Origin of the sequence: Caulobacter rhizosphaerae (assembly GCF_010977555.1) — a bacterium.
GTDB classification, from domain to species: domain Bacteria; phylum Pseudomonadota; class Alphaproteobacteria; order Caulobacterales; family Caulobacteraceae; genus Caulobacter; species Caulobacter rhizosphaerae.
Genome location: NZ_CP048815.1, coordinates 1,817,995 through 1,841,909, shown reverse-complemented (window position 1 = coordinate 1,841,909; position 23,915 = coordinate 1,817,995). Strand labels below are relative to the sequence as shown.

At 68.8% G+C, this 23,915-nt stretch carries 15 protein-coding genes and 1 tRNA gene; 11 read left to right on the top strand and 5 right to left on the bottom strand.

The window, feature by feature from the left end; all coding sequences use genetic code 11:
- Window positions 1–63: 63 nt before the first annotated feature.
- The 3 genes from G3M57_RS08705 to G3M57_RS08695 all read right to left on the bottom strand — a co-directional run bounded on the left by G3M57_RS08705 (window position 64) and on the right by G3M57_RS08695 (window position 2,084).
- Window positions 64–507 carry a DUF2948 family protein gene (locus tag G3M57_RS08705; protein WP_056759653.1) on the bottom strand — a complete coding sequence of 148 codons (444 nt, stop codon included), beginning with the start codon at window positions 505–507 and terminating at the stop codon, window positions 64–66.
- Window positions 500–1,795, bottom strand: a complete 1,296-nt coding sequence (gene murA / locus G3M57_RS08700; protein ID WP_056759655.1) for a UDP-N-acetylglucosamine 1-carboxyvinyltransferase — start codon at window positions 1,793–1,795, stop codon at window positions 500–502. Before murA ends, G3M57_RS08705 begins: the two co-directional genes overlap by 8 nt.
- A 121-nt stretch (window positions 1,796–1,916) precedes the next feature.
- Window positions 1,917–2,084 carry a hypothetical protein gene (locus G3M57_RS08695; protein WP_156402314.1) on the bottom strand — a complete coding sequence of 56 codons (168 nt, stop codon included), beginning with the start codon at window positions 2,082–2,084 and terminating at the stop codon, window positions 1,917–1,919.
- Between the two features lie 90 nt (window positions 2,085–2,174).
- On the opposite strand from G3M57_RS08695, the gene G3M57_RS08690 reads away from it, so the two are divergent.
- The 3 genes from G3M57_RS08690 (at window position 2,175) to G3M57_RS08680 (ending at window position 5,525) form a co-directional block, all read left to right on the top strand.
- Window positions 2,175–2,249, top strand: a tRNA-Thr gene (locus G3M57_RS08690).
- 327 nt (window positions 2,250–2,576) lie between these two features.
- Window positions 2,577–3,689 carry a 3-deoxy-7-phosphoheptulonate synthase gene (locus tag G3M57_RS08685; protein WP_056759657.1) on the top strand — a complete coding sequence of 371 codons (1,113 nt, stop codon included), beginning with the start codon at window positions 2,577–2,579 and terminating at the stop codon, window positions 3,687–3,689.
- Between the two features lie 201 nt (window positions 3,690–3,890).
- Window positions 3,891–5,525 carry a GH39 family glycosyl hydrolase gene (locus G3M57_RS08680; RefSeq protein WP_230983927.1) on the top strand — a complete coding sequence of 545 codons (1,635 nt, stop codon included), beginning with the start codon at window positions 3,891–3,893 and terminating at the stop codon, window positions 5,523–5,525.
- Between the two features lie 52 nt (window positions 5,526–5,577).
- Here G3M57_RS08680 and G3M57_RS08675 read toward each other — a convergent pair whose 3' ends face one another.
- Window positions 5,578–8,469 (bottom strand): TonB-dependent receptor, encoded by a 2,892-nt coding sequence (locus G3M57_RS08675; RefSeq protein WP_056759662.1) that lies wholly within the window; start codon window positions 8,467–8,469, stop codon window positions 5,578–5,580.
- A 325-nt stretch (window positions 8,470–8,794) separates the two neighbouring features.
- Here G3M57_RS08675 and G3M57_RS08670 point away from each other — a divergent pair, with 325 nt between their 5' ends.
- The 6 genes from G3M57_RS08670 to G3M57_RS08645 all read left to right on the top strand — a co-directional run bounded on the left by G3M57_RS08670 (window position 8,795) and on the right by G3M57_RS08645 (window position 17,049).
- Window positions 8,795–9,883 carry a glycoside hydrolase family 43 protein gene (locus G3M57_RS08670; protein WP_200945273.1) on the top strand — a complete coding sequence of 363 codons (1,089 nt, stop codon included), beginning with the start codon at window positions 8,795–8,797 and terminating at the stop codon, window positions 9,881–9,883.
- A gap of 65 nt (window positions 9,884–9,948) precedes the next feature.
- The gene (locus G3M57_RS08665) at window positions 9,949–12,348 is read left to right on the top strand and encodes a glycoside hydrolase family 2 TIM barrel-domain containing protein (RefSeq protein ID WP_163229976.1); all 2,400 of its coding nucleotides are present in this window, start codon (window positions 9,949–9,951) and stop codon (window positions 12,346–12,348) included.
- A gap of 301 nt (window positions 12,349–12,649) precedes the next feature.
- Window positions 12,650–13,918 (top strand): rhamnogalacturonan acetylesterase, encoded by a 1,269-nt coding sequence (locus tag G3M57_RS08660; RefSeq protein WP_163229974.1) that lies wholly within the window; start codon window positions 12,650–12,652, stop codon window positions 13,916–13,918.
- A complete protein-coding gene (locus tag G3M57_RS08655) occupies window positions 13,908–14,888 on the top strand; it encodes an alpha/beta hydrolase (RefSeq protein WP_163229972.1) in 981 nt (326 codons plus the stop codon). Before G3M57_RS08660 ends, G3M57_RS08655 begins: the two co-directional genes overlap by 11 nt.
- Window positions 14,885–16,345, top strand: a complete 1,461-nt coding sequence (locus G3M57_RS08650) for a rhamnogalacturonidase (protein ID WP_163229970.1) — start codon at window positions 14,885–14,887, stop codon at window positions 16,343–16,345. Before G3M57_RS08655 ends, G3M57_RS08650 begins: the two co-directional genes overlap by 4 nt.
- Entirely contained in the window at window positions 16,345–17,049 is a 705-nt protein-coding gene (locus G3M57_RS08645; RefSeq protein ID WP_188916247.1) for a DUF6250 domain-containing protein, read from the top strand. The genes G3M57_RS08650 and G3M57_RS08645 overlap by 1 nt, the downstream gene beginning before the upstream one ends.
- Before the next feature lie 120 nt (window positions 17,050–17,169).
- Here the strand turns inward: G3M57_RS08645 and G3M57_RS08640 are convergent, their stop codons facing one another.
- Window positions 17,170–20,289: a TonB-dependent receptor gene (locus G3M57_RS08640; RefSeq protein WP_163229968.1), complete on the bottom strand. Its 3,120-nt coding sequence runs from the start codon at window positions 20,287–20,289 to the stop codon at window positions 17,170–17,172.
- A gap of 298 nt (window positions 20,290–20,587) precedes the next feature.
- Here G3M57_RS08640 and G3M57_RS08635 point away from each other — a divergent pair, with 298 nt between their 5' ends.
- Both G3M57_RS08635 and G3M57_RS08630 read left to right on the top strand, forming a co-directional pair.
- Window positions 20,588–22,558 carry a rhamnogalacturonan lyase gene (locus G3M57_RS08635; protein ID WP_280115565.1) on the top strand — a complete coding sequence of 657 codons (1,971 nt, stop codon included), beginning with the start codon at window positions 20,588–20,590 and terminating at the stop codon, window positions 22,556–22,558.
- An 8-nt stretch (window positions 22,559–22,566) separates the two neighbouring features.
- Window positions 22,567–23,895, top strand: a complete 1,329-nt coding sequence (locus G3M57_RS08630) for an oligogalacturonate lyase family protein (protein ID WP_163229964.1) — start codon at window positions 22,567–22,569, stop codon at window positions 23,893–23,895.
- Window positions 23,896–23,915 lie beyond the last annotated feature (20 nt).

Below are 23,915 nucleotides of genomic sequence, written 5' to 3'. Positions count from 1 at the left end.
ACGGAATGCACCAACGCTTCCGTGCTCCACCTGGCGGATCTCCGCGTGGAGGCTACGGCGCCCCTATTCCGCGTGTCCCGGCCGGCGCGGGGTGGCCCAGGCCTCCGAGACGTCGGCCAGGATCACGTCCAGGCAATCGACGGTGACCTTCAGGTCGCCGCCGCCGGCGAAGGTCAGCAGCACCGCGCCGCCCGGCGCCTCGGCCGGCTCGAAGGCCACCGACAGCAGCTCGACCACCGCGCCCTTGGCGTCGCGACGCAGCTTGCGGGCCTGGACGCCGGTGACGTCGCCCAGTTGCAGAGCCGAGCGGATCCGCTCGCCCTTCTTGCCTTTCTTTTGGCCGCCCGCCTCCCAGCGGAAGCGGTTGCAGGCCAGGGTCAGGGTGCGGGCCGAGGCGTCCCAGCGGATGTCGCCGATCTTGGCCACGGCGTCCTGCAGGGCGGCCGAGATCACGGCCAGGTCGTCGGCGTCCTGGGCCAGCAGCTTCAGAGGTGCGGGATCAGCCATCCAGGTCGCCCTCGCTGTCGCCCTTGATCCGGCGCACCTGGGCCCCGCAGGCGCCCAGCTTCTCTTCCAGCCGCTCGAAGCCGCGGTCCAGGTGGTAGATGCGGCTGACCGTGGTCTCGCCGCGCGCGACCAGGCCGGCGATCACCAGGCTGACCGAGGCGCGCAGGTCGGTGGCCATGACCTCCGCGCCTTCCAGCCGCTCGACGCCGCGCACGCGGGCCTCGCCGCCCGACACCGAGATGTCGGCGCCCAGGCGCCTCAGCTCCGGAGCGTGCATGAAGCGGTTCTCGAAGATGGTCTCGCGGATGTGGCTCTCGCCCTTGGCCGTGGTCATCAGGGCCATGAACTGGGCCTGCAGATCGGTGGCGAAACCGGGATAGGGCTGGGTCTCGACATTGACCGCCTCCAGGCGGTGACCGTTGCGCCTGATCACCACGCCGTCCTCCGTGCGGACGACGCCGCACCCGGCTTCCTCCAGCTTGACCAGCAGGCTGTCGATCAGCTCGGGCCGGGCCCGGGTCAGCTGGACCTCGCCGCCGGCCATGGCCGCGGCCACGGCGTAGGTGCCCATCTCGATCCGGTCGGGGATCACCGAGTGGGTCGCGCCGTGCAGCTTGGCGACGCCGGTGATGGTGATGGTCGGAGTCCCCGCCCCTTCCACCTTGGCGCCCATGGCGTTCAGGCAGATCTGCAGGTCCAGCAGTTCGGGCTCGCAGGCGGCGTTCCTGATCACCGTGACGCCGTCGGCCAGCACGGCGGCCAGCATGGCGTGCTCGGTGGCGCCCACCGAGACGAACGGGAATTCGATCTCCGCCCCCTTCAGGCCGCGCGGGGCCTGGGCGTAGACATAGCCCTCGTGCAGGTCGATCTTGGCGCCCAGGGCTTCCAAGGCCTGCAGGTGCAGGTCCACGGGCCGCGCGCCGATCGTGCAGCCGCCGGGCAGCGACACCTTGGCCTGGCCGGTGCGGGCGATCAGCGGGCCCAGCACGTTGAACGAGGCGCGCATCTGGCGGACCAGGTCGTAAGGCGCGAAGCCGCTGGTGATCTCCGGCGCGTGCAGCACGGTCTCCGAGCCGTCCGGCCCCTCGCGCTCGTCGACCTGCGCGCCCAGGCGCGCCAGCAGCTTGCCCAAAAACCGGGTGTCGGCCAGCCGCGGCATGTTGGTCAGGCGCAGCGGTTGGTCGGTCAACAGGCTGGCCGCCATCAGCTTGATGGCCGAGTTCTTGGCGCCGCTCACCGGGATGATCCCGTTCAGCTGCGCGCCGCCGGTGATGGCGATGCGATCCAAATGAAGTCCCTCGTCGCGCGGCCGGTCGGGGGGTGTCGCCGCGCGGTCACATGTGAAGGGGCGGTTCTACTGGTTGCAAGGGCCCGCGCAAGGGGGGGCGCCGATTCCTCAAGATTCCTCCTCAGCCGGAGGGGGTCTCGTCGTCCGACGCGGGGGATTCCGGCCTGGCCGCGCCCTTGTCGGCCGCGGCAGGCGCGGCCTTCCTGCGGCGAAGATTGGTGCGCAGAGCCTGGGCCAGTCGCGCTTCGCGCTCGGCTTTTTCGTTGTGGGGCTTGGGGTTCCGGCTCATCTTTCCACAGGTGAAAGCGCTGCGACGATCGGTCAAGACGATTTTGTCTTTGCCAACCGCGTTTGGTTCGCTATACGCCCCCTCCTCTTCGCCGCCGTAGCTCAGTGGTAGAGCGCATCCTTGGTAAGGCTGAGGTCGGCAGTTCAATCCTGCCCGGCGGCACCATCGGGACCCAAAGCGACTTGGCTTTGGGTCCCGACCACTTCCTGGACAACTTCCAAACATCGATATCGCCTCGCGTCGAGGTCCCTTTTACGCCCCCGCGCGGTAGGGGCGTGACAGGCGGCGAACTTGGCTCTAGGCTGGCCCCATGATCCTCGGCGCCAGCCAACAGCTGTTTTGGTACTTTAGCTATCCGACGCCTCTGGCGTTGGGAGGGGATCGTTCGGCCTGAATTCAGCGCCGCCGAATGTCTTCACCAGCCGCCAGGGGTCCCCCGGGCGGCTTTTTTGATGGCCGCTCCGGACCCCGCAGATTTCCCGGAGTGACACCATGCCCGCCTCGACCGCCGCTCATCTCGCCCCAAACCCGCTCGCTTCGATCCCCGTCCCCACCGACGACCTGCGGATCCAGAAACTCCAGACCCTCAGTCCGCCCGCCCAGGTGATCGGCGAGGCGCCGGCCACCTCGTCGATCGCCGAGGTCGTCGGCGACGCCCGCCACGCCGTGCACCAGATCCTGCACGGCCGCGACGACCGCCTGGTGGTGGTGATCGGGCCGTGCTCGATCCACGATCCCAAGGCCGCCCTCGACTACGCCCGCCGCCTGGCCGTCGAGCGCGAGCGTCACGCCGGCGAGCTGGAAGTGGTCATGCGGGTCTATTTCGAGAAGCCGCGCACCACGGTGGGCTGGAAAGGGCTGATCAACGATCCCGACCTGGACGGCGGTTTCCGGATCAACGAGGGCCTGCGGCTGGCGCGGCGGGTGCTGCTGGACGTCAGCGCCCAGGGCCTGCCGGCGGCCTGCGAGTTCCTGGACGTCACCACCCCGCAATACATCGCCGACCTGGTGGCCTGGGGCGCGATCGGGGCGCGCACCACCGAAAGCCAGATCCACCGCGAGATGGCCTCGGGCCTCTCCTGCCCGGTCGGCTTCAAGAACGGCACCAACGGCGACGTCAAGGTGGCCATCGACGCGGTGCTGGCCGCCGCCCAGCCGCACCATTTCCTGGCGGTGACCAAGGAAGGCCGCGCCGCCATCGCCACCACCACCGGCAACGCCGACAGCCACGTCGTGCTGCGCGGCGGCAAGACGCCCAACTACGACGCCGCCAGCGTGGCGGCGGTGGCGCAGGCCCTGGTCAAGGCCGGCCTGCCGCCGCGCATCATGGTCGACGCCAGCCATGCCAACAGCGGCAAGAACCACGAGAACCAGCCCGCCGTCGTCGCCGACCTCTGCGCCCAGGTCGCGACCGGAGACGCGCCGATCATGGGGGTGATGATCGAGAGCAACCTCGTCGCCGGCCGCCAGGACATCGTCCCCGGCCGCGCCCTCGCCTACGGCCAGTCGGTCACCGACGCCTGCGTCGACTGGGAGACCTCGGTCCGGATGCTCGACGACCTGGCGGCGGCGGTGCGGGCCGGGCGGCAAGCGGCGAAGGCCTAGGAACTGAGCGGCGGAACGTACTGGCGCGTCCCGCCGCTTGCCTTGGCGCTATTGTCCTACAATTCGTCTGGCCCGTTCCGCGATCCGTGTTACCCATGACTCAACGGCGCGCGGCAGGCGTCGGCCATTGGGGATGACGTCATGCGGAACGGTGTCGGCGCGGGCTTGTTCGCTGCTTTCTGGCTCGCGGGATCGTCGGCCTTGGCCCAGGCGCCGCCCGCCGACATCCCGGTCTCGATCACCGTCGACGCCGGCAAACAGGTCGGCGAGCTGAGGCCGATCTGGCGGTTCTTCGGGGCCGACGAGCCGAACTACGCGACCATGAAGGACGGCCGCAAGCTGCTGGGCCACCTGGGCGCGCTCAAGCCCAAGGCCGTCTATTTCCGCACCCACAACCTGCTGAACACCGGCGACGGAACCCCAGCCCTGAAGTGGGGCAGCACCAACGTCTATACCGAGGACGCCCAGGGGCGGCCGGTCTATGACTGGACCATCCTGGACCATCTGTTCGACACCTACCTGGCCAACGGGGTCCGGCCCTATGTCCAGATTGGCTTCATGCCCCAGGCGCTGTCGACGAGCCCCGAGCCCTACCAGCACGCCTGGCGGCCGGGCTTCGACTACAACCTGATCAGCGGCGGCTGGGGCTATCCGCCCAAGGACTACGACAAGTGGTCCGAGTTGGCCTACCAGTGGGTCCGCCACTGCGTCGAGCGCTACGGCCAGGCCGAGGTCGAGACCTGGTACTTCGAGGTCTGGAACGAACCCAACGGCCCCGCCTACTGGAAAGGCACGCCGCAGGAGTTCCACAAGCTGCACGACTACGCCGTCGCCGGCGTCCGCCGGGCCCTGCCCACCGCCAAGGTCGGCGGCCCGGACGTGGCCGGCAGCGGCGGCCAGTTCATGGAGGACTTCCTCACCCACCTGACCGACGGGACCAACTACGCGACCGGCCAGAAGGGCACGCCGACCGACTTCCTGGCCTTCCACGCCAAGGGCTCGCCGACCTTCGTCGACGGCCACATCCGCATGGGCATCGCCAGCCAGCTGGCCGGCATCGACAAGGGCTTTTCGATGATCGCCGCGCGACCGGCGCTGAAGGACAAGCCGATCGTGATCGGCGAGTCCGATCCGGAAGGCTGCGCCGCCTGCCAGGGCCCCAGCTTCAGCTATCGCAACGGCACGGTCTATTCCAGCTACACCGCCGCCAGCTTCGCCCGAGCGCACGACCTGGCCGCGCGGCGCGGCGTGACCCTGGACGGCGCCCTGACCTGGGCGTTCGAGTTCGAGGACCAGCCCTATTTCGCCGGCTTCCGCCAGCTGTCGAGCAACGGCCTGGACCTGGCGGTGCTGAACGTGTTCCGGATGTTCAGCCTGATGGGCCCCCAGCGGCTGCAGGCGGTCAGTTCAGGCCAGATCCCGCTGGACGAGATCGTCGCCAGCGGCGTGCGCGGACGCCCCGATGTAGGGACCCTGGCCAGCTTGGGCCCCGATCGACTGGCGATCATGGTCTGGAACTATCACGACGACGACGTGCCGGGCCCGGCGGCCGACGTCAGCCTGGCCCTCAAGAACCTGCCCCGCGCCTTCGCCGGCGCCAGGCTGGTCCACTACCGGGTCGACGAGACGCACGGCAATGTCTACGGCGCCTGGCGGCGGATGGGCTCGCCCATGGCCCCCAGCAAGGCCCAGTACGACACCCTTGAGCAGGCCAGCAGCCTGGCCGTGATCGACGGCCCGCAGCCGGTCCGTGGCAAGGACGGCCTGACCCTGAGCTTCCAGCTGCCGCGCCAGGGCGTGTCCCTGCTGGTGCTGGAGCGGCCCAAGCCGCAATAGTCTGGAGACGACCAGCCGCGGCGGCGTTCGCCGCGGCTGTTCCTCCCGCGATCTAGAACTTGTACTGCAGTCCCAGATTCCACTGTCGTCCGGTGTGGGTGTAGACGAACGTGCTGTCGCGGTCGGAATCGATGAACTGGCGATTGAACCGGTCGAGGATGTTCAGCCCCTCCAGCGAGAGCTTGAAGTTCTCGTTGATCTGGTACGAGGCCGCCAGGTCGAAGGTCAGGTTCTTGTCGTAGCCTTCAAGGTCCTGCAGCGGGTTGTTGGCCGGCAGGGCGACGATCGACTTGTCGCGATAGGCCGCCGAGATCCGGGCGCTGAACTTCTCGTCCTCGTAGAACAGCGTGGCGTTGTAGGCGTGCTTGGACAGGCCCACCAGGTCGTTGGTCGTCACGCCGCCCGCCGCCAGGAAGTAGTCGATCTGCGAGTCGACATAGGTGTAGTTGACCAGCGCGCCGGTGTGGCGCAGCAGACCGGGCAGGAACGTGAAGTTCTGCTGGTAGTTGATCTCGAAGCCCTTGAGGGGGCCGCCGGGGGTGTTGACCGGCCGGGTGACGGTGATCGGGGTGTTGTCCGGATCGACGCCCGACGTGCCCAGCAGCGACATCGGCAGGCCCGTCTGGCGGAAGGTCATCTGCTGGGACTGGTTCTGAACATAGGTGGCGATGTCCTTGTAGAAGACGCCGACGCCCAGCAGCGCGCCTGGGGCGAAGTACCATTCCGCGCCGAGGTCGGCCGTCGTGGCGCGGATCGGGTCGAGATCCGGATTGCCCGAGGTGATCGACGGCGTGCCGGTCAGGTTCAGGCTGCCGCCAGGGGTGAGGAAGCCCAGGTCCGGCCGCGAGACCACCTTGGCCCCGGAGAAGCGCAGGACCAGGTTCTCACGGACATCGACGGCGACGTTAAACGACGGCAGGACGTCGTGGTACTTGTTCTCCGCCGTCACCCGCTGCGGCGACAGGCCGATCTGGTAGCCGCGCGACTGCAGCTCGGTCTGGGCGAAGCGGAAGCCGATGTCGCCGCGCACCGGCAGGCCGCCGATCACGGTCTTCAGGTCGGCCTGGAAATAGGCCGAGGCCACCTTCTCGTCGACGCGCCGGATGCCGCCGTAGTTGGGGATCAGGGCGTACATCCCCGTCTCGCTGTAGAGGTTCTGGCTGGCGACGAACTTGTCGTAGTCGATGGTCGCCCAGCTGCTGGGGAACACGCCGTCGTCGATGCCGTGGCCGCCGAAGCCGGACACCACCTTGGTCACCGCCTGCAGTTCGGCCGTGCTCAGGGTCGGGACCAGGAAGTTGTTCGACCGCTGCTTGGCAGAGGTGTCGAACGAGAACTCGTCATAGTGGCCGCCGACCTTGAGCGTCAGGTCGTCGTCATAGGCCCAGGCCAGGTTCACCTCGGCGGTCTTGTAGATGTTGGTGGTGTAGATCTGCTGCAGCCGCACCTCGGCGTTGGGCGCGCCGAAGCTGTAGAGCCCGGCGTTCGTGACGTCGAAATCGTGCTTGATGATCGGCTGGTCGCGGTTGTTGCGGAAGTCGATGGTCATGCCGGCGTTGGGACGCTGGAACATGATCGTCGTCGTCATCGGCTGGTCGTAGTCGGACTTCGAATAGCCGATCAGCCCGGTCACCGTCAGGCGGTCGGTCAGCTCGTGCGTCCCGGCCAGGGTATATTGCTGGAAGACGTTCTCGAATTCGTCGTGCTGGGTGTCGGAGCGGATGTCGACCCCGTCGAAGCGGGCGTAGTCGACGTCATAGACGGTCTGGCCGAGATTGACGCCGGCGGTGTGGCTGGTCCCCGCATTGCGTAGGATCAGTTCGCGCACGGCGGTCTGCGGCTTGCCGTTCTGGCTGATGGCGCGGGCGAACGAGAAGCCCTCCAGCCAGTTCTCCTCGCGCTTGACGTCGTAGTCCGAATAGAGCGCGTCGAAGGAAAGCGAGGTCCGCGACGTCGGCTTCCATTGCAGGGCCAGGGTGGCGCCGGTGCGCTCCTGGTTGTGATGGAAGCGGCCGTAGCGCGGCAGGCGCGGGAAGAACACGGTCGAGCGATTGGCCTGGGCGTAGACCGGGTCGCCAGCCGGCGGCCGGGCCACGCCGGTGGCGCAGTTGGCGGCGTCGGTGCCATTGCCGGTGTTGGTGACCGGGTTCTGCGGCGTGACCCCGACCGGGGTGCAGAAGCCGCCGTCGACCGTGGCCGGGTTCCAGCCGCCCGAGCCCCACTGGTCCTCGAGGAACTTGCGCTTGCTGAAGGCCAGCGAGGCCTGGGCCCCGAACTCGCCCCAGCGGGTGTCCCAACTGTTGCCGACCACGGCGGTGAACTTGGGATCGACGTTCTTGGCCAGGTCGTTGTAGCCGGCCGAGGCGCCCAGCACGAAGGTCAGGCCCTTGTGGTCCAGCGGCTTGGCGGTCTCCAGGTCGACGGTCGCGCCCAACGAGCCCTCGATCACCTCGGCCTGGGCGGTCTTACGTACGGTGATGCCGCTGAACAGCTCCGAAGCGAAGGTGTTGAAGTCGAAGCCCCGGCCCAGGTTGGCGCCGCGGTCGCTGGTGGTGGCGCCGCTGGTCGACTGGGCCTCCATGCCATTGATGCGCACGCGGGTGAAGGTCGGCGGCAGGCCGCGGACGGTGATCGTGCGCCCCTCGCCGGCCACGCGGGTGATCGACACGCCGGGCACCCGCTGAATCGATTCGGCCAGATTGGCGTCGGGGAAGTCGGCGATATCCTCGGCCTTGATGGCGTCGACCACGCCCGAGGACTGGCGCTTGACGTTCAGGGCGCTCTTGAGGCTTTCGCGGAAGCCGGTGACCACCACTTCCTCGACCGTATTGTCCGGCGCGGGAGCGGTCTGGGCGCTGGCGGCGCCGGCGGCCAGGACGCCGGCGAAGGCCAGGGCGAGCGCCGAGCAACCCGTGCTCCAGCGCTGAATGCGACGGTCAGACATCTATCCCTCCTGGTGGAGGCCCGGCCCATGCCTGCCTCTCGCGTTTCCCCAACAGGCCGGTTGATCCGGTCCTGATTACGAAAGAAATCCCACTTACTGGGATGTACTCTCATTTTGTCGATACGATAAATCCGACAGGACGAATTGCAACCGTTTTGAAATATTGATTCAGCCGATGACACGACGAGCGGAGCGGTTGCCGCGCGCTCTGACGCCCGGGATTGCTCCCATGGGCGCTTAACGCTAGCCTTTCACGAAATGGGATTTCGTCTCACTTTTTGAGATAAAGTCGGGCCACCCAGAACGAGCCGACGCGGAGGAAACCTTGGTTACACCACGCATTTTCGCGGCTCGGCTGGCCGCGGCCTGTTCGCTGGCGATCGTCACGTCCGCAACGGCGCCGGTGATCAGCGCGGCCGAATCCCCGGCGCCGGTCACGCCGGTTCCGGCCCGGCCAGCCTCCCTGACCCTGCCGGACATGCCGCTGCACGATCCCTGGATCGTCGCCGACGCCGAGGCCGGGCTTTACCGGCTCTACACGTCCAACATCGCGGCCGTCAGCGGGACCCCAGGCCTGGGGACGATGATGTACGCCAGCCGCGACCTGAAGACCTGGAGTCCGCCCGTCGCGGTGTTCGTCGCCCCGACCAAGGCCTGGTTCAAGGGCGGCGCCTGGGCCCCCGAGGTCCATCCCTGGCGCGGCCGCTGGTGGCTGTTCGCCACCTTCCATGACGAAGCCGCCGCCCTGCCGCCGATCGGCCAGCGCAAGCCGTACCGCCGGGGCACGGTCGTCGCGGTGGCCGACCGTCCCGAGGGCCCGTTCAAGCTGGTGCGCGACGGCGACCCGGTCGCGCCCAAGGCGTTGATGACCCTGGACGGCACGCTCCATGTCGATCCGGCGGGCAAGCCCTGGTTCGTCTACGCCCACGAGTGGCTGCAGACCGCCGACGGCACGATGGAGGCCGTGCCGGTCACCGACGACCTGGCCGCCAAGGGGCCGCCGAGGGTGCTGTTCAAGGCCAGCGACGCGCCGTGGGCCAAGGGCGACAGACGACCGTCCGGCGACACGGTGTTCGTCACCGACGGGCCCGAACTGTTCCGTACGCGCACCGGCGTCCTGCTGATGCTGTGGTCCAGCTACGACGCCAACGGCTATGTCCAGTCACAGGCCCGGTCGAAGAGTGGGACCCTGGCGGGGCCGTGGGAGCAACTTCCGCCGCTGGTGCGCCACGACAGCGGCCACGGCATGCTGTTCCGGCGCTTCGACGGTCAGCTGATGATGATCGTCCACCGGCCGTTCAAGCGCGCCCGTGGCAAGCTCTACGAGATGCGCGACGCGGGCGACCGCCTGGAAATCATCCGCCAGCGGATCGACCTGGATGGCGATCCGGTCGAGCGGATGGCGGGGCCGTAGCGCCCCGGGCGAACCCCAAAAACCGTCAAAGCCTCTTGCCATCCCTGACGCCCAAGGAGCCCGCCATGCCCAAGACCTGCCGCCTGCTGCTGGCCGCATCGGCCCTGGCTCTGCTGGCGACCGCCGCCGACGCCGCGGAACGCCGCGTGACCCCGCTCGCGGACGGCTGGCGTTTCGTCCAGGGCGATCCCGCGGGCGCCGAGACCCCGGGCCTGGACGACTCGCGCTGGGCGACCGTCTCGGTCCCCCACGACTGGGCCATCGCCGGCCCGATCGACATCAAGGCCCGGGCCGGCGGGGCGGGCGGATTTTTCCCGACCGGGATCGCCTGGTACCGCAAGGCGCTGAACGTCAGACCGGCGCCCGGGCGGCGAACGTTCATCGAACTGGACGGGGTGATGGAGCGCAGCGGCGTCTGGATCAACGGCCACCACCTGGGCCATCGGCCCAGCGGCTATGTCGGCCTGCGCTATGACGTCACCGACTTTCTCAAGGCCGACGGCCCCAACGTGCTGACCGTGCGGGCCGACACCAGTTTCGCGCCCTCGTCGCGCTGGTACGCCGGCTCGGGGATCCTCGGGAAGGTCCGGCTGATCGAGACCGGCGATCTGCATGTCGAGCAGGGCGGCCTCTTCGTCAGCACGCCGACGATCGGAAAGGACCGCGCCGTCGCCAGGATCGAAGTCGACGTCGCCAACAGCGGCGCGGTCGACGCCCGAGCGGGCCTGGACATCGTCGTCACCGATCCGGACGGCCAGGTCGTGGCCAGACGGAGCGTTCCGCCGGTCGCCATCGGCGCCAGCCGCACCGAGACCCTGGGCGCGGAGATCGACCTGCCCTCGCCCCGCCTCTGGGACCTGGCCCGTCCGGATCTCTATCAGGCAGCCGTCCGGGTGATCGGCGCCGACGGCCAGGTCAGCGACAGCGACAGCGCGTCGTTCGGCGTCCGCGAAGCCAAGTTCGAGGCGGACACCGGCTTCTGGCTGAACGGCAAGAACGTCAAGCTCAAGGGCGTGGCCCTGCACGCCGACGGCGGCGCGCTCGGCGCGGCCGTGCCGACCGCCGTCTGGCGCCAGCGGTTCACGGCCCTGAAGGCCTTGGGCGTCAACGCCGTCCGCACCGCCCACAACCCACCCTCGCCCGAGTTCCTGGACCTGGCCGACCAGATGGGCCTGGTGGTCATGGACGAGCTGTTCGACCAGTGGAACGTGGCCAAGACGCCGGGCGACTACCACCTGTTCTTCGGCGACTGGCACAAGCGCGACGCCCGCGACATGCTGCGCCGCGACCGCAACCACCCCAGCGTAGTCATCTGGAGCGCCGGCAACGAGATCCACGACACCGCCTATCCGGTCCAGGCCAAGGCGGCGCTGAAGAGCCTGCTGGACGTGATGCACGCCACCGATCCGACGCGGCCGGTGACCATGGGCCTCTTCCGGCCCAACGTGACCGGCGACTACGACAACGGCCTCGCCGACATGCTGGACGTGGTCGGTCAGAACTATCGCGAGAACGAACTGACCGCCGCCCACGAGGCCCGACCGACGCGCAAGATCATCGGGACCGAGAACAGCCACGCCCGCGCCTCGTGGATCGCCGTGCGCGACTACGCCCCCTATGCCGGCATGTTCCTGTGGACCGGGGTCGACTATCTGGGCGAGGCCGACCGCAGCGGCTGGCCCAACATCGACAATCCCGCCGGCCTGCTGGACCGCACCGGCGCCCTGAAGGTCTCCGGCATGCAGCGGGCCGGCTGGTGGGCCGAGCAGCCCGTCATTCACGTGGTGCGCAACGCCGCGCCCGCCGCGCCGCCGCCCTCGAACGATGGCGCGGGTCCCGCCCCTGCCCTGCCCACCATGATCGCCGTCGCCACGCCCCGGCCCAAGATCGACATCGCCGACGACTGGACGCCGACCGACCTGTCGCCGCATCCCGAGACTATCGAGGTCTACAGCAACTGCCCCACCGTGGAGGTGACGCTGAACGGCCATGTGCTGGGCGCCAAGCCCCTGCCTGCCGACGGCTCGCCCCGCCAGTGGGCCGTGACCTTCACGCCGGGCGAGGTCGTGGCGTCGTGCGGCGCCGGGGGCCCACGCGACACGTTGCGCACCGCCGGTCCGCCGGCCCGCCTGGTGCTGTCGACCGACGACAAGGCCGTGGGTTCGGCCTTCGACGACCTGGCCATCGTCCGCGCCGAGGTGGTCGACGCCGAGGGCGTGGTCGTGCCGGGGTCCAGCGCGGCCATCACCTTCGCCGTCCGCGGATCGGGCCGCTTCGTCGCCGCCGACAACGCCGCCTCGACCGACCACACGCCGTTCGCCTCGCCCACCCGCCAGGCCTGGCGCGGCAAGGCCACGGCCTTCGTGCGCGGCTCAGGGTCCGGCGGCGCGTTGACGATCCAGGCCAACGCGCCGGGCCTGAAGCCCGCCACGCTAGCGCTGCCGATCGCCGCGCCGCGCCCTTGATAGAGTCCCGCCATTTCCCTTCTCCCCCGTCATCCCGGGCCTTGTGCCCGGGACCCCTGGTTCAGTTGAACTGTGAGACGCCAGCGGTTCGCCGGCGAACCGCCTCTTTCTCGCTTGCGACGGACAGAGGGGTCCCGGGCACAAGGCCCGGGATGACGGCGTGAGAGGTGGGAGAATTGGCAACGTTCCAACTTGCGGGACTTGATCTCGCAATATGAAATCCATTGCCTCGACGCGGGACGGCGGATATTTGTGGGATCAATGTAGCGCGACCCAGATCGCCGAGGGAGGCCGGGCCTTGATGTGGCATAGACGCGCGGTCCTGGCCGCCCTCGCCGTCGCCCCGGCCGCGAGTTGGGCGGCGGAGCCGGCGACACCGATGCAGACCTGGGCCTTCGACTTCGGCGACGACAAGCTTGCGCCCGGCCATGTCCGGGTCGCGCGCGACGCCGCTTATGACCCCGTAGTCGGCCACGGCTTCGAACCCTCCTCTGGTCCCGGCCCGTTCCTGTTCTCGCTGGCCGTCCCCGAGGGCGACTATCGGGTGACCGTGGAACTGGGCGGCAAGGCCGCGTCCGACACTACGATCAAGGCCGAGTCCCGCCGGCTGATGGTCGAACGGATCGTCGCCCGGGCGGGCAAGACCGCGACCGTCGAGTTCGTCGTCAACGTCCGCACCGCCGCCCTGAAGGCCCCGCCGACCAACGCCCCCGGCGGGGTGCGGGTGCTGCTCAATCCGCGCGAGGACGGCGCCTACGACTGGGACGACAAGCTGACCTTGGAGTTCTGCGGCCCGGCCCCGGCCGTGCGCCGCCTGCGCGTCGAGCCCGTCACCGTTCCGGTCGTCTACCTGGCCGGCGACTCCACTGTGACCGACCAGCGCTTCGAGCCTGGCGCCAGCTGGGGCCAGATGCTGCCCCGGTTCTTCAAGCCCGACATTAGCGTGGCCAACCACGCGGAGTCCGGCGAGACCCTGAAGTCGTTCATGTTCGAGCACCGGCTGGATAAGCTGCTCAGCGCGATCAAGCCCGGCGACTGGCTGCTGATCCAGTTCGGCCACAACGACCAAAAGGTCCAGTGGCCCCAGACCTATGTCGAGGCCGCCACCACCTATCGCGACTATCTGAAGGCCTATATCGGCGAGGCCCGGCGGCGCGGAGCCAGGCCCGTCCTGCTGACCTCGATGCACCGCCGCAAGTTCGACGCGGCCGGCAAGATCGTCAACACCCATGGCGACTATCCCGAGGCCGTGCGCGCGGTCGGCCGCGAGACCGGCGTTCCGGTCGTCGACCTGCTGGACATGAGCGCGGCGCTGTACGAGGCCCTGGGACCGGACAACGCCTGGAAGGCCTTCGCCGACGGCGGCAAGGACGCCACCCACCACAACAACTATGGCGCCTATGTGCTGGCCGAATGCGTCGTGAACGGCGTCCGCGCCCAGGTTCCGGACCTGGCCGCACACCTCATCGACGGCCTGCCGCCGTTCGATCCGGCCCATCCGCCCTCGCCCGACAGCTTTGTCCTGGCGCCCAGCGCCGCCCACAGCACGGAGGCTCCCCGTGGGAATTGACCTGGCGACTGACCGCCGTTCGCTCCTGGGCCTGGGCGCCCTGGCCCTGGCCGCGCCGAGCCTGGCCCGCGCCCAGGCGTCCGCCGCTTCCTCGACGATCGAGGTCATGGACCTGTGGCCCGGCAAGCCGCCCGGCGGCGAGAAGGTCACGGTCACCGAGCAGGTGATCCTGCGCAAGCCGGGCGGCGATCCCAATGACACGGCCTTCCTGAACGTCACCAAGCCCTGGCTGATGATGCGCCGGCCCGCCAAGCCCAATGGCGCGGCGATCCTGATGATCCCGGGCGGCGGCTACATCCGCGTCGCGGTCAGCAAGGCGGGCGGGCCGATCGACGCGTGGATCGCCGACCAGGGCGTCACCGCCTTCGTCATGGACTACCGCCTGCCGGCCGACGGCTGGGCGGCGGGACCGGACGTCTCGCTGCAGGACGCCCAGCGCGCCCTCCGCCTGATCCGCGCCAACGCCGGCAAATGGGGGCTGGACCCCGAGCGGATCGCCGTCACCGGCTTCTCGGCCGGCGGCCATGTCGCCGCGCGGCTGGCCACCCGCTTCGGCGTCGAGACCTATGCCCCGATCGACGCGGCCGACCGCCTGTCGACCCGGCCGGCGGCGGCGGGCCTGTTCTATCCGGTCATCACCATGACCACGCCCCACGCCCACGGCAGCTCGCTGAAGTCGCTGCTCGGGACCAGTCCGACGGACGCCCAGCGCCTGGCGGTGTCGGCCGAGCACGACATCCCCGCCGACGCCCCGCCGACCTTCATCGCCGCCGCGGCCGACGACAAGGTGGTGGCGATGGAGAACAGCCTGATGATGTTCCAGGCCCTGCGCGCCCGGAAGATCGCCAGCGAACTGCACGTCTTCGAGTCCGGCGGCCACGGCTTCGGCCTGACCGGTCCCGCCGGCGTCGCCATGCCCTGGCCCGCCCTGCTGGACGCCTTCCTGAAACGGCACGGCCTCTACGCATGACCGCCGCGCCCTTCGACGTCCGAGCGTTCGGCGCGACGGGCGGCGGCGTGGCCCTGGACACCGAAGCGATCAACGCCGCGATCCAGGCGGCCCACGCCGCGGGCGGCGGCGAGGTTGTGCTGCCGGCCGGGCGCTGGCTGTCGTTCTCGATCCGCCTGCTGAGCGACGTCGTCCTGCGGCTGGACGAGGGCTGCGTGCTGGAAGCCGCCGAGCCGGCCCGTCACCCGGGAGCCTACGACCTGCCCGAGCCGAATCCGTTCGACCTCTATCAGGACTTCGGCCACAGCCACTGGCGCAACAGCCTGATCTGGGGCGACGGTGTCGAGGATGTCGCCATCGTCGGCCCGGGGATGATCGACGGGGTCGGCCTGACCCGCGAAGGTCCCGGCTCGCGCTGGACGCGCCAAGCCGGCGAGTTCCCGGTCAGCATGGCGGGCCTGTCCGCCGAAGAGATGGCGATCCTCGTGCCGGATCTCGAAGCCATGGCGGGCCAGGGCAACAAGGCCATCGCCCTGAAGAACGCCCGCCGCGTTCGGCTGGAAGGCTTCACCATCTGGCGCGGCGGCCACTTCGCGGTGCTGGCCACGGGCTGCGATCACCTGATGATCCGAGGCCTGCGGATCGACACCAACCGCGACGGGCTGGACATCGATTGCTGCCGCGACGTGACCATCGCCGACTGCCGGGTCAACACGCCCAATGACGACGCCATCGTGCTGAAGAGCTCGCTGGCCCTGGGCGAAGTCCGGTCCACCGAGCGGGTCGAGATCACCCGCTGCCATGTCAGCGGCTTCGACCTGGGGACGATGCTGGACGGGACCGAGGGCCGGACCCAACAGCTGGCCCCCGACCAGGACCGCGTCACCGGCCGGATCAAGCTGGGCACCGAGTCCAACGGCGACTTCCGCCACATCACCATCCGCGACTGCGTGTTCACCCGCTCCCGCGGCCTGGCGTTGGAGACCGTCGACGGCGGGACCATCGAGGACGTGACCATCCGCGACGTCGTGATGGACGAGGTGACCACCGCGCCGCTGTTCCTGCGCCTGGGCGACCGGGCGCGAGGGCCGGCAGGTACGCGGCGCGGGGCGATGCGGCGGATCGGCGTGCGCAACCTGACCGCTCACAACATCCTGCCCGACTACGCCGCCACGATCGCCGGCCTGGCGGGCGATCCGATCGAGGATGTCGCGCTGACCGACATCCGCCTGGTCTATGCCGGCGGCGGCGAGGCGGACTGGGCGCAGCGGCGTCCCGACGACATGGCGCAGGCCTATCCCGAACCCAGCATGTTCGGCCCGACCCCCGCCCACGGCCTCTGGGCCCGGCACGTGGACGGGCTGGTCCTCGACAATGTCCGCATCGAAACCCTCAGGCCCGATCCCCGCCCGCCGATCCTGTTGCAGTCGGCGCGGCGCGTGACGCTGGACGGGCTGGACGCGGTGGAGGAAGCCTGATGACCCGTCGCGCCGTCCTCGCCGGCTTGGCCGCCCTGGCCGCCGGCCCCGCCCTCGCTCGCTCTCCTTCTCCGCCCCGGCCCGGTCGTCGCCTGCACGCCGACGACTTCCGCCACGGCCTGGGCCAATGGGCGCTCGAGACTGAGAAGCCCGCCAGGGTCGAGGTGCGCGACGGCGTTCTGGACATCGACACCCCCGCCGGCTTGACCCTGTGGTTCCGGCCCGAACTGGTCGGTTCGGTGATGATCCGGTACGAGGCCCAGGCGGTCTCGGCCGGCGGCCCCAACGACCAGGTCAGCGACCTGAACGCCTTCTGGATGGCCCGCGACACCGACGGTGGCAGCCCCCTGGCTCAGCCCCGCACCGGGGCCTTCGCCGACTACGACACGCTGATGACCTATTATGTGGGCCAGGGCGGCAACCGGAACACCTCCACGCGCTTTCGCCGCTATGTCGGTCGCGCCGGCGAGCGGCCGCTGCTGCCCGAGCACGACCATGCGGCCGTCGACGAGATGCTGGTCCCCAACCGCTGGCAAGCCGTGCGGCTGGTCGCCGACGGCGGGCGGATCCAGTACTGGAACGACGACCGCAAGCTGTTCGAGCTGGACGACGCCGAACCCTACACGCGCGGCTGGTTCGGCCTACGCACCACGTTCAGCCACCTGCGGGTGCGGCGATTCCGGGTGTTCGCCCTGCCGCGGTAGGGGTCAGGAAAAAAGGCCGCGCCATGCCGGCGCGGCCTCGAAGTCATCCTAGATCGCGGTCTTGAAGCGACGGCCAACGCCCCGGGCTCGACACCGGGACGCTCGCCGCAGCCTTCAAGGTTAGAACTTCGCCGTCATGCCGACGAAGAAGCGGCGGCCGAAATAGGCCAGTTCGGTCAGGCGGATGTCGCCCGCGGTCGAACGCTCGTCTTCCTTGGTCAGGTTTTTGCCTTCGACGAAGAACGATAGGTTGGGCGCCCAGCTGAAGCCGGGCTTCACGGTGACCTTGCCGTCGAGATAGCCGGTCGAGTCGCGATAGACCGGCTGGAGCGAGTTGTCGGCGGCCGACACCAGGTACCGGGAGCGGTAGTTGTAGGCCAGGCGGGCGTTGAACGGGCCCTTGTCGTACCACAGGGTCAGGTTGGCGCTGTCCGAGGACAGGCCCGGGAACGGCAGCGGCGAGCCGTCCAGCTGCGAGAACAGCCGGACGTTCTTGGCCTTCTGGTAGGTGTAGTTGACGTCGACGCCGAAGCCCGAGAGGAAGCCCGGCAGGAAGGTGAAGGCGGTCTTGGCGGTGATTTCGACCCCCGAAATCTTCGCGCCCTGGCCGTTGATATAGGTGTTGTAGTTGTACAGCTGGCCGTCGCCATAGACGTCGCGCTTGCCGATCAGGGTGCGCGACGAGACGTAGAACGACTCGATGTCCTTCTTGAACAGGCCGACCGACACCTGGGTGTCCTGGTTGGGATAGTATTCGAAGCTGAGGTCGTACTGGTTGGCGCGGTAGGGCTTCAGCTCCGGATTGCCGGCGTTGCAGCTCGGCTCGTCGAACTCGCCGTTGGCGTCCGGCGAGATGTCGGTGGTGCAGGTCACCGTCGGCATCAGGAAGTCCATGCGCGGACGGGCCATCAGGTCGGCGAAGCCGGCGCGGGCCGACAGCTTGTTGGGAATGAACCACAGGCCGATGTTGAAACTGGGAAGCCAGACCGTGTAGTCCTTGGTCATGCTGCCCAGCGAGTTGCCGACAACAAAGGTGGTCGATCCGACGCTCACGCTACGGCTCGAAACGCCCTCACCGGTGGTGCGGGTATGGACCCGGCGCCAGCCGAAATTGCCGTCGATTTCATAGCTTCCCAGCGGGAAGTTGTAGTCGAACTTCAGATACAGGGCGTCGGTCTTTTCCGCGATGCGGTACGGAAACTGCTGGTGGGGCTTGCCGTCGCTGCCGACGGTGTTCTCCAGGTTGTTCAGGTTGAAGTGCGAGGTGTCGAGGTTCTGCGCCACCTTTTCGAAGTTCGGATAGTTCCAGTTCGACGGGATCGAGCCGCCGCCCCAGTAGAAGTCGCTGGGCAGCGGGGTCATCGCCGAACCGAACAGGGCGTTGGAGAAGCCGCGCGACCAGGTTTCCGTCGACGTCCAGTAGCCGGTGGTGCTGGGAGGGCCCAGGGCCGGATCGGTCTGGTCCGCCACCTGGGTCGCGGAGATCACCGCCGTCGAGTTGACGGCGTTGGAGTAGGTCACGGTGTCGTCGAGGAGCGACGAGGGATTGGCGCCGCCGTCGAGGATGAAGCCGCCGTAGCCGTAGCCCTTCGTCGAAAAGTCGGTGGCGCGGCCGCCGAACTCGATCTTCTTGATGAACGGCAGGTTGGTCTCGTAGTCGAAGTCGAGCTTGTATTGCTCTTCCTTCGATCCGTTGTTCGACGGGCGATACTGGATCTGCCACTGGCGGATCGCCGAGGCGTCGCTGGGGCTGTAGCCGCTGGCGAAGGCGAACGACGGGTTGCCGGTGGCCGGATCGAGGGTCACGGTCATGCCGGGCGTGTCGAAGCTGACGCTGACATTGTTGGTCTGCGACACGGTGCTGGTGTCGGCCTTGGAGCCCTGGAACTCGATCTGCAAGCGGTCGCCGCGGTAGTTGGCGCCGAAGTTGTAGTAGTTGCTGGTGGTGTCGTACTTGAAGTCGCGGGCGCTGATGCCGAAGCCGTTGTTGCCGCCGGCCCCGGTGGTGTTCACGCAGTTGCCCAGCGTGTAGGCGAGGACGTTGTGGCCGGCGTCGACCTTGACCGCGCTGGCGGTGGTGTTCGTCGACGAGCAGCTGGTGGCGTTGGCGGTGTTGCGCAGGCGGTTGGCCGTGGTGAAGTCGGTGCCGTAGTTGATGTCGTTGAGGGTCTGGGTGCGGTCGTTGCGGTTGTAGCTGACCCAGGCGTCGATCTTGTCGGTGAAGCGGTACTGGGCCGTGAACTCGGCCGAGATGCGCTCGTCGCCGCGGGTCCAGACGCCGTAGCGGGCCGTGCGCGGCGCGTAGTCATACCATTGCGACAGGCAGGCGTTGCGCAGGTTGGTGGTCGAGATCTGGGTCGCGTCGGGCGTGGTCAGGCCCGAGCAGCCGGCGGCGGTGGTGACGTTGCGCGCCAGGTCGTTGATCTGGGAATTGTAGGCGCTGCTGTAGTACGGCACCGTCTTGTCGGCCGACGCGTCGAAGTCGGCGAACCGGCCCCACGACGAGTTGCGGACATAGTCGCCGCGGGTGTCGACGTCGTCATAGGTGACGTTGGCCATCAGGCCCAGGCGGCCGTCGAACAGGGTGGTGGCGGCGAAGATGTTGCCGCGCGGCTTCCAGGTGTCGGCCGTGTCGAGGTTCTGGGCGGACGCGGTCAGCGACAGGACCGGCTTCTTGAAGTCCAGCGGCTTGCGGGTCTTGACCGAGACCGTGCCGCCGACGCCGCCTTCGGTCATGTCGGCGGTGAAGCCCTTGAACACGTCGATCGACTGGACCAGTTCCGAGGCCAGTTCGCGGAAGTCGTTGGACCGGCCGCCGCCGCCGTAGACCTGCAGGTTGCCGGCCGTCGACAGCGTGCTCATGCCGTTGATCTCGACGCGGTTCAGGTCGGGCTCGACGCCGCGGATCGAGACCGCGTTGCCTTCGCCGAAGTCGCGGGCCAGTTGCACGCCGGTGATGCGGCCCAGGGCCTCGCCGACGTTCTTGTCGGGGAACTGGCTGATGTCCTCGGCGACGATCGAGTCGGAGATCGTGCCGTTGCGCTTCTTGCGGTTCATGGCCGATTGCAGGCTGGCCCGGGTGCCGACCACGACCACTTCGTCGACGGTGCTGACCTTGTCCTCGGCCTTGGCGCCCGCGGTCTGGGCGTGCGCGCCGGTCGTGAAGGCCAGGCTGGCCGCCAGGGCCAGCAAGGACGTGGTGGCGACGGCGGCGCGACGGCCGCGAGTGGATGCAAGCATTGAGTTCCCTCCCTCTAAACCAGGCTTTCGGGCCTTCGGACGAAGGTCCCCGGACGCCTTACCGACCTCCTGCGGCTCCCTTGGACGGGCGGCTCGCGGCGCTCGGCGGCGCATTTCTCGTACAAAAGGAATAATTCCATATATTGAGATGTCAACGCAATTTGTGGGAAGACAGAACCCGAGATCCGTGATGTAAGCTCTTTGCAACGCTCGCGAGGCGGCCCAGAAGCCGATCCGAAGGCCGCGAAGACGGCCGTCACGAGCCGGGGAAACGGGGAAACCAAAGGGATTTCGACGCATGAGCCAGCGTGGTGGGAACCGAGGCGCACGGGTCGCGGCGGCGGGCCTTCTATGCGCGACGACCCTGGCTTCGATGGGCGGATCAGCCCTGGCGGCGTCTCGCCGAATGGAAGCCTTGGATCGTGGCCTGGTCGCCGTGCCGGCCGTCGGCGGCGGGGTGCTGGTCAGTTGGCGGCTGCTGGGCGACGAGTCGGCCAAAACCGCCTTCAACCTCTATCGCGACGGCGCAAAGCTGAACGCCGCGCCCCTGACCGGTCCCACCGACTTCGTCGACAAGGCCGGCGGTTCGACCGGGACCTACACTGTGCGCGCCGTGGTCGGCGGCAAGGAAGCTGCGGCCGGCAAGCCCGCCAAGGTCTGGGTCGACGGCTATCTGAGCATCCCGATCCAGCCGCCCGCCGACGGCGTCACGCCCGTGGGCGAGGCCTATTCCTACACCGCCAACGACGCCAGCGTCGGCGACCTGGACGGCGACGGCCGCTACGAGATCGTCCTCAAGTGGGATCCGACCAATTCCAAGGACAACGCCTTCGGCGGCTATACCGGCGATGTCTTCCTGGACGCCTACACGCTGGAGGGCCGGCGCCTGTGGCGGATCGACCTGGGCCGCAACATCCGGGCCGGGGCCCACTACACCCAGTTCCAGGTCTATGACTACGACGGCGACGGCAAGGCCGAGGTCGCCATGCGGACCAGCGACGGCACGGTGGACGGAACCGGCCGGGTGCTGGGCGACCCGAACGCCGACTGGCGCGAGACCGGCGGCGAGCGGCCCCAGGCCGACAAGACCGGCGCCACGATCCTGCCCGACGGCACGAAGGTGGCCAGGGTGCAGGGCCGCATCCTCAAGGGTCCCGAATACCTGACCGTCTTCGACGGCCCGACGGGCAAGGCCCTGGCCAGCGCCCCCTACTCGCCCCCCCGCGATCCGCGCGCGGACGCGCCGACGATCGAGCAGATGACGGAGGTCTGGGGCGACGGCTACGGCAACCGCTCCGACCGCTTCCTGGCCGGTACGGCTTATCTGGACGGCCAGCATCCCAGCCTGGTCTTCGCGCGGGGCTATTACGGCCGCACCACCCTGGCGGCCTGGGACTTCCGGAACGGCAAGCTGACCCGGCGCTGGCTGTTCGACAGCGCCGCGCCCGGCAACGAGAAGTTCGGCGGCCAGGGCAACCACCAGCTCAGCGTCGCCGACGTCGACGGCGACGGGCGCGACGAGATCGTCTACGGCGCGATGGCGGTGGACGACGACGGCAAGGGCCTGTGGAGCGCCCAGCTGTTCCACGGCGACGCCATGCACGTGTCGGACCTGGATCCCACCCGTCCCGGACTTGAGAAGTTCGGCGTGCACGAGAGCCCCGGCAAGAATGGCGGGATCGGCGCGGCCATGCTCGACGCCCGCACCGGCAAGGTGCTGTGGACCACGCCCACCGACCGCGACACCGGCCGGGGCCTGGCCGCCGACATCGATCCGCGCTTCCCCGGCGCCGAGGCGTGGGCCAGCAACGGCGACGCGCTCTACACCGCCCAGGGCAAGCCGATCGAGGGCGTGAAGCATCCGCGCCAGACCAACTTCGCGATCTGGTGGGACGGCGACGACCTGCGCGAACTGCTCGACAAGAACCAGATCAGCAAGTGGGACTGGAAGACCGGCCAGGCGGTTCCCCTGCTCACGGCCGAGGGCGTGACCTCCAACAACGGCACCAAGGCGACCCCGGCCCTGGCGGCCGACATCCTGGGCGACTGGCGCGAGGAAACGGTCTGGCGGGCGGAAGACAATCGAAGCCTGCGGATCTACGCCACGCCCTACCTCACCCAGCGCCGCCTGGTCACCCTCATGCACGACCCGCAGTATCGCGTGTCGGTCGCCTGGCAGAACACCGCCTACAACCAGCCGCCGCACACCAGCTTCTATCTCGGCGAGGGCATGAAGACGCCGCCTCGCGCCGACATCCGCACCCAGTGAGACCGCCGATGAAAGCTCCCCTCCTCTCCGCCCTGGCGTTGGCCTTGATGGTGCTGGCCCCGTCGGCCCACGCCCAGGACGTCGTCACCCAGCCCAAGCCGGGCGCGCCCGAGCCGCCGCGCGAGTGGATCGATAAAGACACCGGCCACCGGGTGATCCGCCTCTCGGACAAGCCCGGCAGCGGCAGCCTCTATTTCAACTTCAACGGCTACACGCCCGACGGGGCGACCCTGGCCATCAGCACGCCCGACGGGATCTCGGGCGTCGACCTGAAGACCCACGCCCTGCGCCCACTGGTCGAGGGCAAGGTCCGGCTGCTGTTCGTCGGCCGCAAGACCGGTCAGGTCTACTACCAGCGCCCGGCCGAGGACGGCTCGGGCGTGGTCGAGGCGGTCGATCCGAAGACGCGGAAGGTCCGCCAGGTCGTCAAGCTGGCCAAGGGCGTGGGCATCCAGACGATCAACGCCGACGAGACCCTGCTGGCCGGGGTGGCCAACCGCACCGACGTGCCGATCCCGCCGAACCTGATGGACGCCCTGCCCCGCAATCCCGACGACGTGAAGGGGCCCGACGGTCGCGAGCTGTCCTACGCCGAGGGCCGCGAGGTCCAGTTGAACGCTCGCCTGGACAGCCGCATCCCGATGGAGATCTTCACGATCAACACGGCCACCGGCGAGCGCAAAGTCGTGCACCAGGCCACCGACTGGCTGAACCACCTGCAGTTCTCGCCCACCGACCCGCACCTGCTGATGTTCTGCCACGAGGGCCCCTGGCACAAGGTCGACCGCCTGTGGCTGACGCGGACGGACAAGCCGGGCGCCGCGCCGGTCAAGATCCACACCCGGAGCATGAATATGGAGATCGCCGGCCACGAGTGGTTCAGCGCCGACGGCAAGACCGTCTGGTACGACCTGCAGACCCCGCGCGGCGAGGACTTCTGGGTGGCCGGCTACGAGATCGCCACCGGCAAGCGCACCTGGCTGCACCTGGACCGCAACGCCTGGTCGGTGCACTTCAACACCTCGCCGGACGGCAAGCTGTTCGCCGGCGACGGCGGCGACAGCGAGATGGTCGCCCATGCGCCGGACGGCAAGTGGCTGTACCTGATGCGCCCCCGCGCCATCCCCGACGTCGCCGGCATCCACGCCCCCGGCTCCGAGGCGCTGGTCCAGCCCGGCGTGCTGGACACCGAGCGGCTGGTGAACATGAAGGACCACGACTACCGGCTGGAGCCGAACGTCAACTTCACCCCCGACGCCAAGTGGATCGTGTTCCGCTCCAACATGCACGGAGCCAACCACGTGTATGCGGTGGAGGTGGCGAAGGCGGCGCCGTAAATCCTCCCCCTGTGGGGGAG

What these genes read in the sequence shown, in the direction of transcription:
- G3M57_RS08635 (WP_280115565.1), top strand. Translation starts at nt 20,588, where the DNA reads ATGAGCCAGCGTGGTGGGAACCGAGGCGCACGGGTCGCGGCGGCGGGC.
- G3M57_RS08660 (WP_163229974.1), top strand. Translation starts at nt 12,650, where the DNA reads ATGTGGCATAGACGCGCGGTCCTGGCCGCCCTCGCCGTCGCCCCGGCC.
- G3M57_RS08645 (WP_188916247.1), top strand. Translation starts at nt 16,345, where the DNA reads ATGACCCGTCGCGCCGTCCTCGCCGGCTTGGCCGCCCTGGCCGCCGGC.
- G3M57_RS08705 (WP_056759653.1), bottom strand. Translation starts at nt 507, where the DNA reads ATGGCTGATCCCGCACCTCTGAAGCTGCTGGCCCAGGACGCCGACGAC.
- G3M57_RS08675 (WP_056759662.1), bottom strand. Translation starts at nt 8,469, where the DNA reads ATGTCTGACCGTCGCATTCAGCGCTGGAGCACGGGTTGCTCGGCGCTC.
- G3M57_RS08695 (WP_156402314.1), bottom strand. Translation starts at nt 2,084, where the DNA reads ATGAGCCGGAACCCCAAGCCCCACAACGAAAAAGCCGAGCGCGAAGCG.
- G3M57_RS08665 (WP_163229976.1), top strand. Translation starts at nt 9,949, where the DNA reads ATGCCCAAGACCTGCCGCCTGCTGCTGGCCGCATCGGCCCTGGCTCTG.
- G3M57_RS08640 (WP_163229968.1), bottom strand. Translation starts at nt 20,289, where the DNA reads ATGCTTGCATCCACTCGCGGCCGTCGCGCCGCCGTCGCCACCACGTCC.
- G3M57_RS08630 (WP_163229964.1), top strand. Translation starts at nt 22,567, where the DNA reads ATGAAAGCTCCCCTCCTCTCCGCCCTGGCGTTGGCCTTGATGGTGCTG.
- G3M57_RS08685 (WP_056759657.1), top strand. Translation starts at nt 2,577, where the DNA reads ATGCCCGCCTCGACCGCCGCTCATCTCGCCCCAAACCCGCTCGCTTCG.
- G3M57_RS08650 (WP_163229970.1), top strand. Translation starts at nt 14,885, where the DNA reads ATGACCGCCGCGCCCTTCGACGTCCGAGCGTTCGGCGCGACGGGCGGC.